This is a genomic window from [Collinsella] massiliensis (assembly GCF_002161605.1).
Classification (GTDB): domain Bacteria; phylum Actinomycetota; class Coriobacteriia; order Coriobacteriales; family Coriobacteriaceae; genus Enorma.
Genome location: NZ_NFIE01000007.1, coordinates 39,778 through 57,762, shown reverse-complemented (window position 1 = coordinate 57,762; position 17,985 = coordinate 39,778). Strand labels below are relative to the sequence as shown.

Below are 17,985 nucleotides of genomic sequence, written 5' to 3'. Positions count from 1 at the left end.
TTTTACCTGAGGCGGGCGGCGAGGAGCTCGAGCGCGTGGCGATAGCCCGCGAGGCCCTCGCCCGTGACGCGCGCGAAGCACGCCTTGCCCGCATAGGAGATCCGGCGGAAGTCCTCGCGCGCATCGACGTCGGAGATATGAACTTCCACCGCGGGCAGGTTCACGGCCTTGAGCGCGTCGAGGATCGCCACGCTCGTGTGGGTGTAGGCGGCCGGGTTGATCACGATGCCGTCGAAGCGGCCGAGCGCCTCCTGGATCGCGTCCACGATGGCGCCCTCGTGGTTGGATTGGAAGACCTCCACCGCATCGAAGCCCGTCTCCGCGCCCGCCGCCCGGCAGATGCGCTCGAGCTCGGCGTAGCTCTCGTGCCCGTAGATGCCCGGCTCGCGGATGCCGAGCAGGTTCAGGTTGGGGCCGTTGATGACCAAGGCGTTCATGGAGGCTTCCTTTCGCGTGATGGGTGCCGGGTGCGGGCTTATGCGTTCCAGCCGGCGACGATGACGGATGCGGTGGCGTCGGCGCTCTCGCGCGAGGCGACGATCTTATCCGCCCAGGCGCGGTAGCGGTCCATGCGCTCGGCCGCGAGCCGCTCCACCCCGTCGCGCGCCGTGATGGGCCGCCCCTTCTTCGAGAGCTCGTCGAGCGGGCGGTCGAGCATGACGATGCGGCTGTTCTGGTGCAGGAGCGGGTAGTTCTCGTCGCGGGTCACGACGCCGCCGCCGCAGGAGATGACGAGGCCGCTTCGCTTCGCGACGTCCTCGAGCACGCGGGTCTCCTCAGCGCGGAAGGCGTCCTCGCCCCGCTTGAGGATGAAATCGGCGCATGTGCTGCCGGTGCGCTCACGGAAGGCGTCGTCGAGGTCGACGTGCGCGCGTCCCAGGCGGCGCGCGATGGCCTGCCCCACGCGCGTCTTGCCCGATCCCGGCATGCCGATGAGCGCGATGTTCTCCTCCTCGCGGTCGAGGGCATCCGTGACCGCACGGATCCGATCGGGGCCGATCACCTCGCCGGTGTAGGCGCGCACTGCCTCCGCCGCCTGCGCGACGAGCATGAGGAGGCCGCCCGCGCAGGGAATCCCGAGCTGCTCCGCCTGCATCATGATGGCGGTGCGCGCGGGGTTGTACACGATGTCGACGACGGCGGAGAGATGTTCGAAGCGCTCGAGGTCGACGGGTGCTGCCGGGCAGGCGGGGTACATGCCCACGGGCGTGGCGTTCACGATGAGCGCAGCATCCGCGTACCTATCGAGGTCGTCATAGGTGACCTTCCCGCTGCGGCTCACCGCCACGGGCTCCGCGCCCAGGTCACGCAGGACGGTCATGCAGGTCGAGCCCGCCCCACCGCTGCCGCCGAGCACGAGCGCGCGTGCGCCGGCCAGCTCGACGCCGGTCGATTCCACGAGCATCTTGAAGCCGAAGTAGTCCGTGTTGCCGCCGCGCAGCCGCCCGTCCGGGAGCCGCACGATGGTGTTTACGTTGCCCAGGCGCTGCGCGCGCTCCGTGAGCTCGTCGAGGAAGGGCACGACCGCTCGTTTGTAGGGGATCGTCACGTTCACGCCCGCCCACGCGTCACCGCGCAGGAACGCCTCGACGTCCTCGGGTTCGCGCTCGAAGCGGATGTAGTCCATATCCGCGAGCAGGCGGTAGATGCGCGGGGTGTAGCTGTGGCCGAGCGTTCGCCCGAGGACCCCGTAGGGCACCGGTTTCTGCGCAGAATCCATCAGAGCACCTCCGTGTAGCTGCCGAAATACGTGAAGCGCTCGCAGACGTCGCCGAGGCCGTCGAGGAGCGTCCCGAGTGCCTCCGCGCCGACGGGGCAATCGATGTCGAAGTAGAACATGAACTCGAAGTCGCGGCCGGGGATGGGGCGGCTCTCGAGCTTCACGAGGTTGATGTCGAGGGCGTAGAAGCGCTCGAGCACGCGAAAGAGCGAGCCGGGCTCGTGGGAGAGCGCGAGCATGAGCGAGGTGCGCTGCGCGCCCGGCCAGATCGCGGGCTCGGCGGAGATGACGACGAAGCGCGTGTAGTTGTTGTCGGAATCCTGGACGTCGGGCTCGATGATGTCGAGGCCGTAGAGCTCGGCGCAGGCGCGCGACGAGAGCGCGGCGAGGTCGCGCCGGTCCGACCCTGCGACGAGCTCCGCGGCGCGCGCGGTGTTCTTGCACGGGGTCGCCTGCACGCCCAGGCGCGCGAGGTAGCCGGCGCATTGGGCGAGCGCCTGCTCGTGCGAGCACACCTCGCGGATATCCTCGAGCCTCGTTCCCGGCTTGGCGAGCAGGCTGTGGTCGATCTTCTGCCGCAGGCTGCGTACGATGTAGCACGAATGCGCGGCGAGCAGGTCGTAGACCGCGTTGACCGAGCCCGCGGTCGAGTTCTCGATGGGCACCACGCCGAAGGCGCAGCGCCCCTCGCACACGGCGCGGAACACGTCCTCGAACGTGTCGAAGAACGTGATGCTCGGCACGCGGAAGAGGCGCGTGGCGGCGATCTGGCTGTAGGCGCCCTCGACGCCCTGGCAGGCTACGGTCGCCAGGGCGGGGAAGGGCTCGTCGTGGGGCTTGAGCGCGCGGCGCATGAGCTCGCTTATGCGCTCGGGGCGGGCGGGCGCGAGGATGCGCTGCTGTTCGGCCTTGTTCATGGACATGAGGAGCGAGAAGAGCGCGATTGCCTGGGGGCGCAGGTGCTCCGGCGCCTGCTCAGCGATGCGCGCGAGCTTCTCGCGCTCGCGCGCGGGGTCGAAGACCGCCTTGCCCGTGCCCGCCTTGGCGCGCGCGACGTCCGCTGCGAGCCCCATGCGCGCGCAGAACAGGTCGAGCAGCTGGGCGTCGATCTCGTCTATGCGCATCCGGATGTCCGAGAGTTCCATGAGCCTTCCTTCGTCGGTCGGTGAAAATGATAAAAACCAGCCTGTCTGGTTTTTATCATGTTCGTCGGTGGTGGATGATAAAAACCAGACAGGCTGGTTTTTATCACCGTGGGTTCAGTTTCGGGGAGCCGGGGTGGGGAAGCGGCCGTCCTCGAGCAGCGCGTCGAGGAGGGCGAGCGCGCAGGCGGCTTCCGCGACGGGCACCGCGCGCGGCACGATGCAGGGGTCGTGGCGCCCGCGCACGGTGAGCTCGGCATCCGCGCCGGCATCGAGGTCGACGCTTCGCTGCGCTCTCCCGATGGAGGCGGTGGGCTTCACGGCCATCTGCCACACGATGGGCATGCCCGTGGAGATGCCACCGAGGATGCCGCCGGCGTTGTTCGTCTCGGGGCGCGGCTGGCCGTCGACCATGCGGAAGGGATCGTTGTTCTCGCTGCCGGTGAGGTAGGCTGCGGCGAAGCCCGAGCCGAAGTCCACGCCCTTCACGGCGGGGATGCCGAAGGCGATGCGCGCGATGCGGTTCTCGAGGCCGTCGAACATGGGGTCGCCCACGCCGGCGGGCACGCCGTAGGCGGCGCACTCGATGACGCCGCCGATGCTGTCGAGGTCGTCGCGGGCGGCGAGGATGGCCGCGCGCATGCGGCCGGCCGCATCCGTCGAGATGCAGGGGAAGTTATGGGCACGCAGGGCAGCGAGCTGGGCCTCGTCGCGCTCGAGCTCGTCGAGCGGCTCGTCCGCGATGCCCTCCGGTCCCAGGCTCTGGATGTGCGCGGCGATGTCGATGCCCATCGTGGCGAGCGCTTGGAGCGCGATGCCGCCCGCGATGCACAAGGGCGCGGTGAGCCGGCCGGAGAAGTGCCCGCCGCCCGCGACGTCGTGCCAGTTGCCGTATTTCACGCGCGCGGTGAAGTCCGCGTGCCCCGGGCGCGGGACGCGGCGCAGGCCGTCGTAGTCCTGGCTGCGCGTATCGGTGTTGCGGATGATGGCGGCGATGGGCGCTCCCGTGGTATGGCCGTCCACGATGCCCGAGAGCCACTCGGGCGCATCCGCCTCGCGCCGCCGCGTGGCGGTGTCGTCGCGGCCGGGCGCGCGGCGGTCGAGGAAGCGCTGGAGCGCCGCGGCATCGACGGGGATGCCCGCGGGGATCCCGTCGAGCGAGCAGCCGATGGCCGGCGAATGGGATTGGCCGAAGATCGAGAGGTGGATGACGGTGCCGAATACCGATGCCATGGCGTCCCCTTACGCGTCGATGAGCTCGACGTTGCCGCCGAGCGCGCGGTAGTGTTCGAAGAAGAGCGGGTAGGATTTGTCCACGGCCTCGGCGCCGTAGATCTCGACCGGTCCGGTGCAGCGGGTGGCGGCGATGGCCGCCATCATGGCGATGCGATGGTCGTTGTGCGCCTCGACCGCGCCGCCCGAAAGCGCCTCGACGCCTCGGATGAGGAGGTCGTCGCCGGCCACGCGCACCTGCGCGCCGAGCGCGGTGAGCTCGCCCGCCGTGGTGGTGAGGCGATCGGATTCCTTCAGGCGGAGCCTGCGGCAGTCCTGGATGATCGTGCGCCCGTGCGCGACGGACGCCACCGCGGCGAGGATGGGCACGAGGTCTGGGACGTCCTGCGCGCTCAGGGTGAAGGCGCTCAGGTGGTCGGGCTGCGCGGTGGCCGAGCCCGTGCCGCGCCGCATGCGCGCGCCGAAACGCGAGAGGGCGGCCATGACGGTGCGGTCTCCCTGGGCGGAGGAGAGCGAGAGCCCCGTCACGGTGATGGGCTCGGTGCCCATCGCGCCCGCGCAGAGCCAAAACGCCGCGTTCGACCAGTCGCCCTCGACGCTGACCTCGCCGGGGGTGCGATACGCCGACCCATCGAGGCGGTAGCAGGTGACCTCGGTTTCCGAGACGAACGCATGCTCCACCTCTACGGGCACGCCGAAGGAGGCGAGCGCCTGGAGCGTGAGGGTGACGTAGGGCTTGCTCTCGATGCGGCCCGTGACCCGGATCTCGCTCGGCTGGCCCAGAAGCGGGCACGCGAGCAGGAGGCCCGAGATGAACTGCGAGCTCACATCGCCGGGGAGCTCGAAGCGGCCCGGGCGCAGGCGGCCACGCGCGGTGAGCGGCAGCGCGCCGAGCCCCTCGAGTTCGCAGCCCGCGGCGATGAGCTCGCGGTCGAGCGGGTCGAGCGGGCGCTCGCCCAGGCGGCGCGCCCCCGTGAAGGTGGCGTCCGCGCCGAGGGCGCAGGCCACGGGCAGCATGAAGCGCAGGGTCGAGCCGGACTCGCCGCAATCGAGCGTGCCGCCCGCGAGGGCGCGGAGGATCCCGTGCTCCTGGCTCTTGGGGATGGGGTGGACGCGGAAGCCGTCCTCCACGCGCTCGACGCGCGCCCCGAGTGTCTCGAGGCAGCGGATCGTGGCGTCGATGTCGGCGCAGGTGGTGTTGCAGATGACGTGCGTCGTGCCGTTCGCGAGCGCCGCGGCGATGATGACGCGGTGCGCGACGGATTTCGATGCGATGGCGGGGACGGTACCCGAGAGCGTGCCCGGGGTGATGCGGGCGATCATCGCGCGCCCCCTTCCGCGGGCGCCTCGACGCCGAGCTCGATGATCGCGCGCAGCTGCTCGAGGTCGCAGCGCTCGATGGAGGCGGCGCCGATGCGGTGCGGGATCACGAGGTCGATCGTGGTGCCGCGGCGCTTCTTGTCGTGCATCGCGGCCTCGACGAGCTCGTCGGCGGGGTAGGGGCATGCGGTGGAGAGGCCGTGCGCACGGCAGAGCGCGTCGATGCGCTCGGCGGTGTCCTCCTCGAAGTCGGGCGCGTCCCACCCCGCCGCGCGGGCGCCGCGCGCCATGGCGACCATGCCGACCGCGACGCAGGTGCCGTGGCCGAGCGTGTAGCCCGAGCACGCCTCGATGGCGTGCCCGATGCTGTGCCCGAAGTTCAGGAGCTTGCGCGCGCCGTTCTCGCGCTCGTCGATGACGACGACGTCGCGCTTGATCTCGACGTTGCGGGCGATGATGGCGGCGGCGAGCGAGAGGTCGCGCGTGAGCAGGTCGAAGGTGAGCGGCGTCTTCTCGAGCAGCTCGAAGAGGGATGCATCGGCGATGACGGCGTGCTTCACCACCTCGCCGCAGCCGTCGGCGAGCTGCTCGGGCGTGAGCGTGCCCAGGCACCCCACGTCGGCGACGACGGCGCCGGGCTGCCAGAACGCGCCGGCGAGGTTCTTGCCGCACGAGAGGTCGACGGCGCACTTCCCGCCCACGGAGGAATCCACCATGGCCAGAAGCGTCGTCGGCATCTGCACGTACGCGATGCCGCGCATGTAGGTCGCCGCGGCGAAGCCCGCCATGTCGCCCGTCACGCCGCCGCCGAGCGCGATGACGACGTCCGAGCGGTCGAGCTCCTCGGCCGCGAGGAACTCGAGGATCGCGCCGTAGGTGGCGAGCGTCTTGTGCTCCTCGCCCGCGGGGAAGGTGTGGACGGCCACCTCGAGGCCGGCCTCGGCGAGGCTATCGCGCACGATGTGCGCATAGAGCGGCCCCACGTTCGAATCGGTCACGATGACGGCCTTCCGGGCGCGCGGCACCGCGTCGCGCACGACCGCGCCCGCGCCCTCGAGCAGGCGCGTGCCGATATGCACCCGGTAGGGGTTCTGCACGGTGATGTCGATGGTGATCTCTGCCATGGGTATCAGCTGTCCCTTTCATCGTCGAGCGCGCGCTTGATGCGGTCGCCTTCGGCGAGGAGCGCGCGCAGCCGCTCGCGGTCGCCGGCATCGAGGGCGTCGCGATAGGCGGCGAGCGCATCGATGATCCGGCCGATCTCGCGGCTCAGGTTCTCGGCATCGTCGCACATGAGCTCGGCCCACATGGTGGGGTTCAGGTGCGCGACGCGCGTGAGGTCGCGGTAGCTGCCCGCCGAGAAGCCGTGGTGCTCGCGGGCGGTGGGGCTCTTCACATAGGCGTTCGAGACGACGTGCGCGAGCTGGCTCGTGTAGGCGATGACCGCGTCGTGCTCCTCGGGCGTCGTCACGCTGAACGTGCCGAAGCCCACGGGCGCGAGCAGGGTGTGCACGCGGTCGAGCAGATGCAGCCGCGCGGTGTCGTCGAGCGCGGGCGGCACGAGCACCATGGGCGCGCCCTGGAAGAGGTTCGCGCGGGCATGGGCGAAGCCGGAGTGCTCCGTGCCCGCCATGGGGTGCGCGCCCACGAAGGCGAAGCCGTGCGCGCGGGCGAGCTCGAAGGCGCGCGCACAGACGGCCGCCTTCACGCCCGCCGTGTCGATGACGACGGGTCCTCGGCCATCCTCGGGCGCGCTTGCCGCGCCGAGCACCTCCGCATGCTCCTCGAGCCACTCGATGCAGGCATCCGGGTAGGCGGCGAGGATGATGAGGTCGCAGCCGGGGATCTCCTCGTCATCGAGGACGGCCTCGACCGTCTCGATCATCGCCGCGTCCATCGTGTCCTCATCGGTATCGCAGGCGACGACGCGCGCGCCCGCTGCCGCGTAGGCGCGGGCGAAGCTCCCGCCGATGAGGCCGAGGCCCACGATGCCGATCGTCGGCTGCGCGGCGCGCGCGCCGCCCGCAGGCGCATCCTGTGCGGACATCATGCGCACTCGCCGCCTTCGGGCTCGATCGCTGCGCGGATGAGCGCGATGCGGCGCATGCAGTCGTCGAACATGTCGGGCGTGAGCGCCTGCGCGCCGTCGGACCACGCCTGGTCGGGCGCGTCGTGCACCTCGATCTCGAGGCCGTGGGCGCCGGCCGCGGTGGCGGCGAGCGCCATGGGCTCCACATAGCGCGTGTAGCCCGTGGCGTGGCTCGGGTCGGCGACGACGGGCAGGTGCGAGAGGTAGCGCAGCACGGGCACGGCGTTGAGGTCGAAGGTGTTGCGGGTGCGCGTCTCGAAGGTGCGGATGCCGCGCTCGCACAGGATCACGTTGGGGTTGCCCTCGCTCATGATGTACTCGGCCGCCATGAGGAGCTCGTCGATGCTCTCGGCCATGCCGCGCTTGAGCAGCACGGGCGTGGAGGTCTTGCCGACCTCCTTCAGGAGCGGGAAGTTCTGGGCGTTGCGCGCGCCGATCTGCATGACGTCGACGCCCTTATCTAAGAAGAGTTGCACGTCGCGCGGGTCCATGATCTCGGTCACCACGGGCATGTCGAGCTCCGTGCCGGCCTCCATGAGCAGATCGAGGCCGGCGGCGCCCATGCCCTGGTAGGCGTAGGGGCTCGTGCGCGGCTTGTAGGCCCCGCCGCGCAGCATGGTGGCGCCGGCAGCCTTCACGCGCCGCGCGATGCGGATGAGGTTCTCGCCCTCGACGGAGCAGGGGCCGGCGATGACCTGGAAGTGATCGCCGCCGATCTTCACCCCGTGCCCGCAGTCCACGACGGTGTCCATGGGATGGAACTTGCGGTTCGCCTTCTTGAAGGGCTCCGAGACGCGCTGAACGCGCTCGACGATGTCCATGGACTCGAGCAGGAACGGGTCGATGCGGGTGGTGTCTCCCACGAGGCCCACGATGAGCTCGTTCTCGCCCTGGCTCACGTGCGCCTGCAGCCCCTTCTTCTCGATCCAGGACAGGAGGTGGTCGACGGCGGCGCGGTTGGCGTCCTTCTTCAAAATCGCGATCATGCGGCACCGGTGCTTTCTTCTCATGGCTTGTTGCGTCGGCTCATTGTATACCATGGGGCGGACACATGACCGGGTGCACGCTGCCGTTTACCATGCCGGAACGAAGCCGCCATATGGCTCTGCGCGACGCCGCTCGAACGTGATCTTGCGCCCCGCCTCGCCCCGGCGCCCGCCTCCGCTCACCCTGCGCGCCGCGCCACTCGTCGAATCGCTGATGCGCGCTCGGGGGCGCTTGCATATAGTCGGGGCTGTGAGATGCCGGGGTGCATGCTGCGCACAAGCGGGATCGCCTGGGGGATATTGCGGCGTCCTGCCTCGTAGAGGGGTGCTCCTTTCGTATTCGACCCCTTGCGCTTCGTCTCTCACGCCTCATCTCATAGGGGAACGAGTGCACGGGTTAGGAGGGCGGCCTATCGACTGATGCATGCGATACGTGTTAGTTGCTCAACGTTTCGAAAGGAGACCCTATGAGGGGAAAGCTGAAGGGTGTCGCCGTATCCGCGCTCGGCGTGGCGCTCGCCCTCGTCCTGGGCGGATGCTCGGGCGGAGGTACCGAGGCCATCGCGTTCAAGAACGTGACCGGCGAGGGCGCCGATGTCATCTCCATGACCGAGGCGCGCAGCTTCGAGGCGACGCTGCCCGTGAGCGGGCAGAGCGTCGAGGAGCTCCAGCAGCTCATCGATGACGGCAAGGTGACCTGGTCGCTCAGCCGCGAGGAGGGCATGCAGGAGGATACCGAGGCCTGGCCGTACCAGTACCTGGGCGGTCCCATCGAGGAGTGGGAGACCGTCGAGACCTCCCAGCAGCCGCAGACGGAGCTCTTCACCAACATCGAGACCACGGCCGAAGAGGTCGACGGCGGCGCCGCGCTCAAGCTGACGTTCGACTCCAACACGATGTTCGGCTACGACGGCATCGACAACCGCGACCGCTCGCAGCTGCGCGACACCATCCTCGACTACACGGGCACCTATGAGCTCACCTGCGACGTCGACGGCAAGACCGCCGGCACCGCCGAGGTCGACGTGCGCCCCTACGACCAGTACCGCACCCAGGCCGAGATCGACGCCGAGCTTCCTGAGCTCGTCGACGAGGCCAAGGAGAACGGCCTGTACGCCGAGGTCGTCGAGATCGGCCAGTCCGCCGAGGGGCGTCCCATCAACGCCGTGTTCGTGACCAAGGAGGAGTCCGACCTCGACGAGTACCTCGAGCTCACCGAGCGCATGGAGACCGAGCCCGCTACCGTGCAGGAAGAGGTCGAGGCCGGTACGCTCGAGTACAAGGTCCCCATCGTCTACAGCAACATCCATGCGGATGAGATCATCGGCTCCGACGGCGTCATGGAGTTCCTGCGCGCCCTCGTGAAGAACGAGCCCATCGAGTACCGCACCGTCGCGGGCCTCACCGAGGAGGGCCAGGCCACGCTCGAGCAGGAGATGGCCTCCGACGGCACCGCGTGGTCCGAGCTCATCGCCGACGACGTGACGGGCGTGGGCTACATCCAGGGCGAGGGCCAGATGAACCCCACCGACGACCCCGAGGCCAACCCGGACGCGTCGGTCGACCTCACCGATGAGGAGTTCGCGCGCTACTACAACGTCGAGGATCGCACGCTCGACCCCGACGCCCTGCTCGACGACGTGTTCTTCATCCTCGTGCCGAGCGAGAACGTCGACGGCCGCACCTATAACGTCCGCACGGGCGGCAACGGCCTCGACCTCAACCGCGACAACACCTACCAGACCCAGCCCGAGACCCAGGCCATGACGGAGCTCATCGCGAAGTGGGAACCCATCTCGCTGCACGAGATCCACGGGTACTACACGCAGTTCCAGGTTGAGCCCTGCTCGCCCACGCATGACCCGAACAACGAGTACGACCTGTTCATCGACACCGCCATGCAGCAGGGCGAGGCGTTCGCCGCTGCCGCCATCTCGAACAACGACACCATCAACAGCGTCCAGATCCCCATGCGCGACTACCTCAAGGTCACCGACGACGGCAGCCTCGAGTGGGTGCCGTTCGACGACATGTCCTCGAGCTATACCCCGCAGTACGCGATGCTACACGGCGTGAACGCCTACACCGTCGAGCTGCCCTACGGCTCCCAGGACGCCGTGACCGCGGTGAAGTACGGCTTCGTGGGCAACGCCGAATTCGTGTCCGAGAACAAGGACGAGATGTTCCTGAACCAGCTCGAGCGCTATGAGCGCGGCATCGAGAACATCGACGCCGACGAGATCCGTCCCTACTACGTGAGCCAGTCTGACGAGGTCGGCGCCGAGGCCGACGTCTTCCGCCCGCGCTACGAGGAGAACAACAACTTCTTCCCCGAGTACTACGTGATCCCCGTCGACTCCGACGCCCAGCTGGATCGCGCGGCGGCCGCCGAGATGGTCGAGTACCTGCTCCGCAACGATGTGCGCCTCGAGCAGCTCACCGAGGACTTCGAGGTCAACGGCACGACGTATGCCGAGGGCACGGTCGTCGTCGACATGCACCAGGCCAAGCGCAACATGGCCAACGCGGCCCTGTACGAGAACATGGTCATCGACGACTGGACGTCGCTCTATTCCGAGCCCGTCACGAACTTCCCCGACCAGCGCGGCTTCGACTGCGACACCATCACCACGCCGGGCGCCTTCGATGACGCCGCGCTCACCGACCTCGCCGAGCCCATCGAGCTCGCGACCGAGGTCGACGGCGAGGGCGACCTCGTCGTGATCGAGAACAGCGGCGTCGAGAGCATCCGTGCCGTGAACGCCCTGCTCGATGACGGCGTGCAGGTCGGCCTCGTGACCGAGGGCGAGTCCGCGGGCGACTACGTCGTCGCGTCCTCCGACTTCGACGCGGTGAAGGACGACTTCGTGCTCGACGCCCACAAGGTCGCCGAGGCGCCAACCGCGCAGGTCATCAAGACCGGCATCAAGGTCTACGTGCCCGGTGCCGTCGACGAGTTCATGACGAACGAGGCCGGCGAGGAGTACGGCGTCAGGGACTACCAGAACCGCCTCAACACGACCTACAACATGGACATCTTCGCGCTCACCGAGCAGATGGGCTTCACGCTCGTCGACTCCCCGGAGGAAGCCGACATCATCGTGGGCAACCAGGCGCTCAGCGAGGACGAGGGCAAGCTCGTCGCCGAGGGCAAGCCGTACGTGGGCTACACCGCCAACGCGCTCGAGTCCGCCGCGGCGCTCGGTGTCGACGTGACCTACAACGACGATGCCAACATGTCCTACGACGCCCTCACGACGGTCGAGTTCCCCGAGGAGAGCATCGTCACCGCGACCTACGTGGGCGAGGGCGACGACCTCATGTACGGCTACGGCGGCACGTTCATCACCGGCGTGCCCGAGGGCGCGACCGTCCTCATCAAGACGACGGACGACGACCCCATCGAGGGCTTCATGAGCGCCGAGGCCATCGAGGCCTACAAGGGCACCATCCAGGCCTTCGACTACCAGGCCGACGGCTACAACATGACGCTCTTCGCGAACACGCTCACCAACAAGGCCCATCAGCAGGACGAGTACCGCTACCTCTCCGCGGCGGTCTACTCCAAGCTGCTCGAGGGTGACTTCGAGGCGTAAGCGCCCATCCAGCGCCACCGCATGCCGCGACCGGCTCCGGGCTTCGCTCGGGGCCGGTCGCCTCCGTTTCGGGCCTCGTGCGCGCGACAAAAAAGAGCGAACCCGCAGGGACGTGCCCGAACGGGTTCGCACTGGATGCGTTGGTGTCCCATGCAGGATTCGAACCTGTGGCCTTCTGCTCCGGAGGCAGACGCTCTAATCCACTGAGCTAATGGGACGTTGTGCGAGACCATTATACTCAATCCGCACGGATGCGAGATGACAATTTCGAGTGGCCGCGCGGGCATGCGCCGCCGCGGCTGGTATGCCCGCGCGCAAAACGGGTACACTGGCCGCGTATGTGCAGGCCGTTCGGGAGGGGTCACTCGTGGTCAACGACGCGGAGGTGCGCGGGCTCACCGCTGAAGAGGTGCGCGAACGCGTCGAGGCGGGACGCGTCAACGTCAACATGGAGCTCAAGACGAAGTCCGTGCGCGAACTCGTCTTCGAGAACCTCTTCACGCTCTTCAACCTCATCAACCTCGTGCTCGCCGTGCTCGTCATCATCGCGGGCTCGTTCAAGAACCTCACCTTCCTCGCGATCGTCGCGCTCAACACCGGCATCGGCATCGTGCAGGCACTGCGCTCGAAGCGCATGGTCGACAAGCTCACGCTGCTCGCCACGAAGAAGGCGAAGGTTATCCGCGACGGACGCGAGGTCGAGCTCGACCTCGACGAGATCGTCATCGACGACGTCGTGAAGCTCGGCCGCGGCGACCAGGTCCCGGCCGACGCCACGGTGCTCACCGGCGAGGCGCAGGTGAACGAGAGCCTGCTCACCGGCGAGAGCAACCTCATCAAGAAAGAGCCGGGCTCCTCGCTCATGAGCGGCAGCTTCCTCGATTCCGGCCTCGTGTACGCCCGTGTGGTGCACGTGGGCGCCGATAACTACGTCGCCAAGATCAACAACGAGGCGAAGTACGTCAAGCAGGTCAACTCCGAGATCTTGAACACGCTCAACCTCATCGTGAAGTTCGCGAGCATCATCATGCTGCCGCTCGGCATCGCCCTGTTCATCTCGAGCGTGCACGAGTCGTACGCTGCGTGGACGGCCGCGTCGCCCGATGCCACGCTCGGGCTCCTCGCGTGGATGTTCTCCGGTCCGGAGGCGTGGCACGCGGTCTCGGCGGCCATCCTCTCCACCGTGGGCGCGCTGCTCGGCATGGTGCCGCAGGGGCTCGTGCTGCTCACATCGTCCGTGCTCGCCATCTCCACCATCCGCCTCGCGCGTAAGAACGTCCTCGCCCAGCAGCTTTACTGCATCGAGACGCTCGCCCGCGTCGACGTGCTCTGCCTCGACAAGACGGGCACCATCACCTCGGGCCGCATGGAGGTCGAGGGAACCTACCCGCTGCCCGTCGAGGGGCGGGCCGCGGCCGTGCACGTTCCCCGCGACGTCGCGCTTCTGGACTTCGCCCTGGCGAACATCGCGCGCGCCACCTCGGCGGATGCGAACGAGACGTGCAAGGCGCTCCTCGATCATTACGCGCAGCTGCAGGTCCCCGCGAGCGAGCCCACGCGCGTCGTGCCGTTCTCGTCCGCGAAGAAGTGGAGCGGCGCGGTGTTTTCGGAGGGCGCCTTCGTGATGGGCGCCGCCCAGTTCGTGCTCGGCCGCGCGGCCTTCGCCCGCGTCGAGGAGCGGGTCGCCGCGCTCGCGAGCACCTGCCGCGTGCTCGTGGTCGCGCAGGTGGAGGGCTTCACCGACGAGGGAGACATGGTGGGTGAGGCGGAGCCGATCGGCTTCGTGACCATCCGCGACGAGATCCGCGCCTCCGCCGCCGAGACGATCGGCTACTTCTGCGAGCAGGGCGTCGCGCTCAACGTCATCTCCGGCGACGACCCGCGCACGGTCTCGTCGATCGCGCAGGTCGTGGGCGTGCCCGGCGCGGACGCGTACGTGGACGCAACGACCCTCGACACCCCGTCGAAGGTCGACGCCGCGGTCGACCGCTACCACGTGTTCGGCCGCGTGACCCCGCAGCAGAAGCGCGAGCTCGTGCAGGCCCTCCAGCGGCGCGGGCACACGGTGGCCATGACGGGCGACGGCGTGAACGACGTGCTCGCGCTCAAGGAGGCCGACTGCTCCGTGGCCATGGCGGCGGGCTCCGACGCGGCGCGCAACGTCGCCGAGCTCGTGCTCGTGGACAACGATTTCGCGAGCATGCCCGCCGTGGTGGCCGAGGGACGCCGCGCCATCAACAACCTCCAGCGCTCCGCGGCGCTCTTCCTCACCAAGACGCTCTTCTCCATGGGGCTCGCGGCGCTGTGCATCGCCTTCCCGCCGTACCCCTTCCAGCCCATCCAGATGACGCTCATCAACTTCTTCTGCATCGGCTACCCCGGCTTCGTCCTCGGCCTCGAGGCGAACCGGGCACGCGTCGAGGGCAGCTTCCTCGTGAACGTCGTGAAGCGCGCGCTGCCCGCGTCGATCTCCGTCATCCTCGCGGCATGCCTCTGCATGGCGGGCGCGGGCCTGTTCGCGCTCGATTCCGCGACGCTCTCGACGATGTGCCTCATCACGACGAGCGTCGTGGGCTGCTGCCTCATCTTCCGCATCTCCCAGCCCTTCACGCTGCTGCGCCGGCTGCTGTTCGCCTCCATCGTGGCGGGGCTCGCCATCGGCATCCTCGGCTTCACCGAGCTCTTCTCCATCGCGCACCTGAGCTGGGGCATGATGCTCTACGTGGCGCTCGCGTCGCTTGCGGCCTCCGCGCTCTTCTTCACGCTCGCGCACGCGATGGACGAGCGCCCGGGCGCGGGCAGGAGGCTCGCGACCGGCTTCGGCCGCGGCGTGCGCGTGACGCGCCGCAAGCGCGGCGGCACGCGCGTCACCTCCACGGGCTCCTCGGCGCGCCGCATGGTCACGCGCGCCTATGCCTCCTTCACGAAGCGGCATGAGCGCACGGGCGCTGCGCGCGCGGATGCACAGATCGAAGCGGCCGAGATCCGGGATGCGGAGGCGCCTGCGTCGGAAGCGGCGCAGCCCGCGCGCCAGCCCGAAGCGAAGGGCGCGGCGAGCGGGGGAGGGCGCCGCCGTGCGCCCGCGGGCTCTGTAACGAAATCGGCATCGGGCATCCGCGTCGCGATGCCCGCGCGCAAACGCGCTAGGATGGGAAGCGATCGTAGCCACACCTCCTGATGGGAGCAGCATGAGCGTCTCGTCCGAGCCGCGCTTCGCGCAGCAGAGCCTCGTCATCGACGGGGTTTCGTACCGGTATTTCGATGTTTCCGCCGTGCCCGGGAGCGCGGCGCTGCCGGCGAGCCTGAAGATCCTGCTCGAGAACGTCCTTCGGTGCGCGCGCACGCCCGAGGAGGCGCGCCGCTTCGCCGACCGCATCGTTTCAGCGGGCCTGGCGGGGCGCGCGGGCGAGGAGATCGAGTTCATGCCCGGGCGCATCCTCTTCCAGGATTTCACCGGCGTTCCCGTCTTCGTCGATTTCGCCGCCATGCGCGACGCGGCGGCGCGCCGCGGGCTCGATCCCGCGCTCGTGAACCCGAAGATTCCCTGCACGCTCGTGGTCGACCACTCCGTGACGGCCTACCGGGTCTCGTACCGCGGGGCCGACCGCGATAACGAGCGCATCGAGGCCGAGCACAACCGCGAGCGCTTCACGTTCCTCAAATGGAGCGCCTCGAGCTTCCAGAACGTCTCCATCGTGCCGCCGGGGCACGGCATCTGCCACCAGCTCAACATCGAGTACCTCTGCGACGTCGCGATGGAGGGCACGAGCGCGGACGGGGTGCGCGAGGCCTACTTCGATACCCTCGTGGGCACCGACTCGCACACCACGACCGCCAACGGCATGGGCGTGCTCGGTTGGGGCGTGGGCGGCATCGAGGCCGAGGCGGCCGCGCTCGGGCAGCCCATCACCATGATGGTGCCCGCGGTCATCGGCCTCAAGCTCACCGGCGCGCCGCGCCCCGGGGTCTGCGCCATGGACGTGGCCCTCTCCTTCGCGGAGTTCCTGCGCGCGCGGGGCGTCGTGGGTTCCATCGTTGAGTGCACGGGGCCGGGCGTGGCCGCGCTCACCCCCACGCAACGGGCGACCATCGCGAACATGTCGCCCGAATACGGCTGCACGGCGACGTTCTTCCCCGCGGACGAGGCGACGCTCGCGCAGCTCGACGCGTTCGCGCGCACTCCGCATGAGCGCTCGCTCGCACGCGCCTACCTCGAGGCCCAGGGCATGCTCGGACAGGGTGAGGACACCGTCTACGCCGAGGTGCTCGAGTTCGACCTGGCCTCTGTCGAGCCCTCGCTCGCCGGCCCCGCGCGCCCGCACGACCGCCTCGGCCTGAGCGAGCTGCGCGGTCGCTTCCGCGCCGGTCTCGCCGCCCATGGGCGCTCCGGAGAGGCGCGCTTCGACATCTCGATCGACGGCGAGGACGCCACCGTGGGCGACGGCGCCATCGCCATCGCGGCCATCACGAGCTGCACCACGGCGACCGACTTGGACATGATGGTCGCCGCCGGCATCGTCGCCGAGCGCGCCGTGCGCCTGGGGTGCCGGCCGCGCCCGTGGGTCAAGAAGGTCTTCGCCCCCGGCTCCTCGAACACCTACAGCTTCCTCGCCCCCGCCTATATCGAGCCGCTCGAGCAGCTCGGGTTCGCGGTGTGCGGCTACGGCTGCATGAGCTGCATCGGCAACTCCGGCCCAGTCTTCGAGCCCCTGCATGCGATTGCGGATTCCTGCGAGCTCGTGAGCGTGCTCTCGGGAAACCGAAACTTCGAGGGGCGCATCTCGCCGGACGTTTCCCAGAACTACCTCTGCTCGCCGTCGCTCGTCGTGGCGCTCTCGCTCGCGGGCACCGTCGATATCGACCTCGCGCACGACCCGCTCTGCGAGGGAGCGGCGGGTCCCGTGTACCTGTCCGACCTCATGCCTGAGGCGGGGGAGGTTGAGCGCATGCGCGCGCACCTCATGGCGTCCGTGGGCTACGCTCCCGCGGCGGGCCTCTTCGAGGGCAAGGAGGACTGGTGCGCGCTCGATCCCGCGCGCGGCGAGACGTTCAGCTGGGATCCCGCGTCCACCTACGTGCGTCGTCCAGGGTATTTCGATGGCGCGGCCGCTCTGGGTGAGGGCGCCGTATGGAGTTGCACGGGCGCGCGCTGCCTCGCGCTTCTGGGCGACTTCATCACGACCGACCACATCTCTCCCGCGGGCACGATCGCGCCCGATTCGCCCGCCGCGCGCTACCTGCGTGCACACGGGGTCGCGGACGGCGACTTCAACACCTACGGCGCCCGGCGCGGTAACCACGAGGTCATGATGCGCGGGGCGTTCGCGAACGTCCGCCTGCGCAACGCGCTCGCCGACCGCCCGGGAGGCTGGACGCGCGACCCGGTGACAGGGGAGCAGGCCACGATCTTCGATGCCGCGGAATCCGCCCGCGCGGCGGGCATCCCGCTCATCGTCATCGCCGGCAAGCTGTACGGGTCGGGGTCCTCCCGCGACTGGGCAGCAAAGGCTCCGGCGCTCCTGGGCGTGCGCGCGGTCATCGCCGAGAGCTTCGAGCGTATCCATCGATCCAACCTCATCGGCATGGGCATCGTCCCGCTCGAGTTCCTGCCGGGCGAGGGCGCCGAGGCGCTCGGCCTCACCGGCCTCGAGACGTTCGACATCGCGTCCATCGATATCGCACAGGTCGGGGAACGCCCCATGCTCGCGCAGGTCACGGCCACGGCACCGGACGGCACGCGCACCGATTTTGAGGTTCGGGTGCGCGTGGACACGCCCACGGAGGGCGCCTACCTCAGAAGCGGTGGTATCCTTCCCTATGTGCTCGAGAGCCTTGCGGGATCCCGCTAGGAGCGCGGTCCTTGGGCTCGCGCGAGCGTTCCGTTACCGCCTGTACGAGG

At 69.1% G+C, this 17,985-nt stretch carries 11 protein-coding genes and 1 tRNA gene; 3 read left to right on the top strand and 9 right to left on the bottom strand.

What is annotated here, in order from left to right; all coding sequences use genetic code 11:
- Nucleotides 1-2 precede the first annotated feature (2 nt).
- The 8 genes from aroQ to aroF all read right to left on the bottom strand — a co-directional run bounded on the left by aroQ (nt 3) and on the right by aroF (nt 8,490).
- Complete coding sequence (aroQ, locus tag B5G02_RS04070; RefSeq protein ID WP_094335296.1) at nt 3-437, bottom strand: type II 3-dehydroquinate dehydratase; 435 nt, start codon at nt 435-437, stop codon at nt 3-5.
- Nucleotides 438-475: 38 nt separating this feature from the next.
- The gene (locus B5G02_RS04065) at nt 476-1,720 is read right to left on the bottom strand and encodes a shikimate kinase (protein WP_094335295.1); all 1,245 of its coding nucleotides are present in this window, start codon (nt 1,718-1,720) and stop codon (nt 476-478) included.
- The gene (locus B5G02_RS04060; RefSeq protein WP_094335294.1) at nt 1,720-2,865 is read right to left on the bottom strand and encodes a bifunctional chorismate mutase/prephenate dehydratase; all 1,146 of its coding nucleotides are present in this window, start codon (nt 2,863-2,865) and stop codon (nt 1,720-1,722) included. Before B5G02_RS04060 ends, B5G02_RS04065 begins: the two co-directional genes overlap by 1 nt.
- A 114-nt stretch (nt 2,866-2,979) precedes the next feature.
- On the bottom strand, nt 2,980-4,095 hold the full coding sequence (aroC, locus tag B5G02_RS04055) for a chorismate synthase (protein WP_094335293.1): 1,116 nt from the start codon (nt 4,093-4,095) through the stop codon (nt 2,980-2,982).
- 9 nt (nt 4,096-4,104) lie between these two features.
- Nucleotides 4,105-5,418 (bottom strand): 3-phosphoshikimate 1-carboxyvinyltransferase, encoded by a 1,314-nt coding sequence (aroA, locus tag B5G02_RS04050; RefSeq protein ID WP_094335292.1) that lies wholly within the window; start codon nt 5,416-5,418, stop codon nt 4,105-4,107.
- Nucleotides 5,415-6,539 (bottom strand): 3-dehydroquinate synthase, encoded by a 1,125-nt coding sequence (gene aroB, locus B5G02_RS04045; protein ID WP_094335291.1) that lies wholly within the window; start codon nt 6,537-6,539, stop codon nt 5,415-5,417. The genes aroA and aroB overlap by 4 nt, the downstream gene beginning before the upstream one ends.
- Nucleotides 6,540-6,544: 5 nt before the next feature.
- Entirely contained in the window at nt 6,545-7,465 is a 921-nt protein-coding gene (locus tag B5G02_RS04040) for a prephenate dehydrogenase (protein ID WP_094335290.1), read from the bottom strand.
- The gene (aroF, locus tag B5G02_RS04035; RefSeq protein ID WP_094335289.1) at nt 7,462-8,490 is read right to left on the bottom strand and encodes a 3-deoxy-7-phosphoheptulonate synthase; all 1,029 of its coding nucleotides are present in this window, start codon (nt 8,488-8,490) and stop codon (nt 7,462-7,464) included. Before aroF ends, B5G02_RS04040 begins: the two co-directional genes overlap by 4 nt.
- A 467-nt stretch (nt 8,491-8,957) precedes the next feature.
- Between aroF and B5G02_RS04030 the strand changes: the two genes are divergently transcribed.
- A complete protein-coding gene (locus B5G02_RS04030) occupies nt 8,958-12,086 on the top strand; it encodes a M14 family metallopeptidase (protein WP_094335288.1) in 3,129 nt (1,042 codons plus the stop codon).
- A 141-nt stretch (nt 12,087-12,227) separates the two neighbouring features.
- Here the strand turns inward: B5G02_RS04030 and B5G02_RS04025 are convergent.
- Nucleotides 12,228-12,304, bottom strand: a tRNA-Arg gene (locus B5G02_RS04025).
- A gap of 149 nt (nt 12,305-12,453) precedes the next feature.
- Here B5G02_RS04025 and B5G02_RS04020 point away from each other — a divergent pair.
- Both B5G02_RS04020 and acnA read left to right on the top strand, forming a co-directional pair.
- Nucleotides 12,454-15,264 (top strand): HAD-IC family P-type ATPase, encoded by a 2,811-nt coding sequence (locus B5G02_RS04020; RefSeq protein WP_094335287.1) that lies wholly within the window; start codon nt 12,454-12,456, stop codon nt 15,262-15,264.
- A gap of 10 nt (nt 15,265-15,274) precedes the next feature.
- Nucleotides 15,275-17,935 (top strand): aconitate hydratase AcnA, encoded by a 2,661-nt coding sequence (gene acnA / locus B5G02_RS04015; protein ID WP_094335286.1) that lies wholly within the window; start codon nt 15,275-15,277, stop codon nt 17,933-17,935.
- The last annotated feature ends 50 nt before the right edge of the window (nt 17,936-17,985 follow it).

Excerpts from the sequence above, each read along its gene's own strand:
- B5G02_RS04040 (WP_094335290.1), bottom strand. The coding sequence starts at position 7,465 with ATGATGTCCGCACAGGATGCGCCTGCGGGCGGCGCGCGCGCCGCGCAG.
- B5G02_RS04060 (WP_094335294.1), bottom strand. The coding sequence starts at position 2,865 with ATGGAACTCTCGGACATCCGGATGCGCATAGACGAGATCGACGCCCAG.
- aroA (WP_094335292.1), bottom strand. The coding sequence starts at position 5,418 with ATGATCGCCCGCATCACCCCGGGCACGCTCTCGGGTACCGTCCCCGCC.
- aroC (WP_094335293.1), bottom strand. The coding sequence starts at position 4,095 with ATGGCATCGGTATTCGGCACCGTCATCCACCTCTCGATCTTCGGCCAA.
- aroB (WP_094335291.1), bottom strand. The coding sequence starts at position 6,539 with ATGGCAGAGATCACCATCGACATCACCGTGCAGAACCCCTACCGGGTG.
- B5G02_RS04065 (WP_094335295.1), bottom strand. The coding sequence starts at position 1,720 with ATGGATTCTGCGCAGAAACCGGTGCCCTACGGGGTCCTCGGGCGAACG.
- aroQ (WP_094335296.1), bottom strand. The coding sequence starts at position 437 with ATGAACGCCTTGGTCATCAACGGCCCCAACCTGAACCTGCTCGGCATC.
- acnA (WP_094335286.1), top strand. The coding sequence starts at position 15,275 with ATGAGCGTCTCGTCCGAGCCGCGCTTCGCGCAGCAGAGCCTCGTCATC.
- B5G02_RS04030 (WP_094335288.1), top strand. The coding sequence starts at position 8,958 with ATGAGGGGAAAGCTGAAGGGTGTCGCCGTATCCGCGCTCGGCGTGGCG.
- aroF (WP_094335289.1), bottom strand. The coding sequence starts at position 8,490 with ATGATCGCGATTTTGAAGAAGGACGCCAACCGCGCCGCCGTCGACCAC.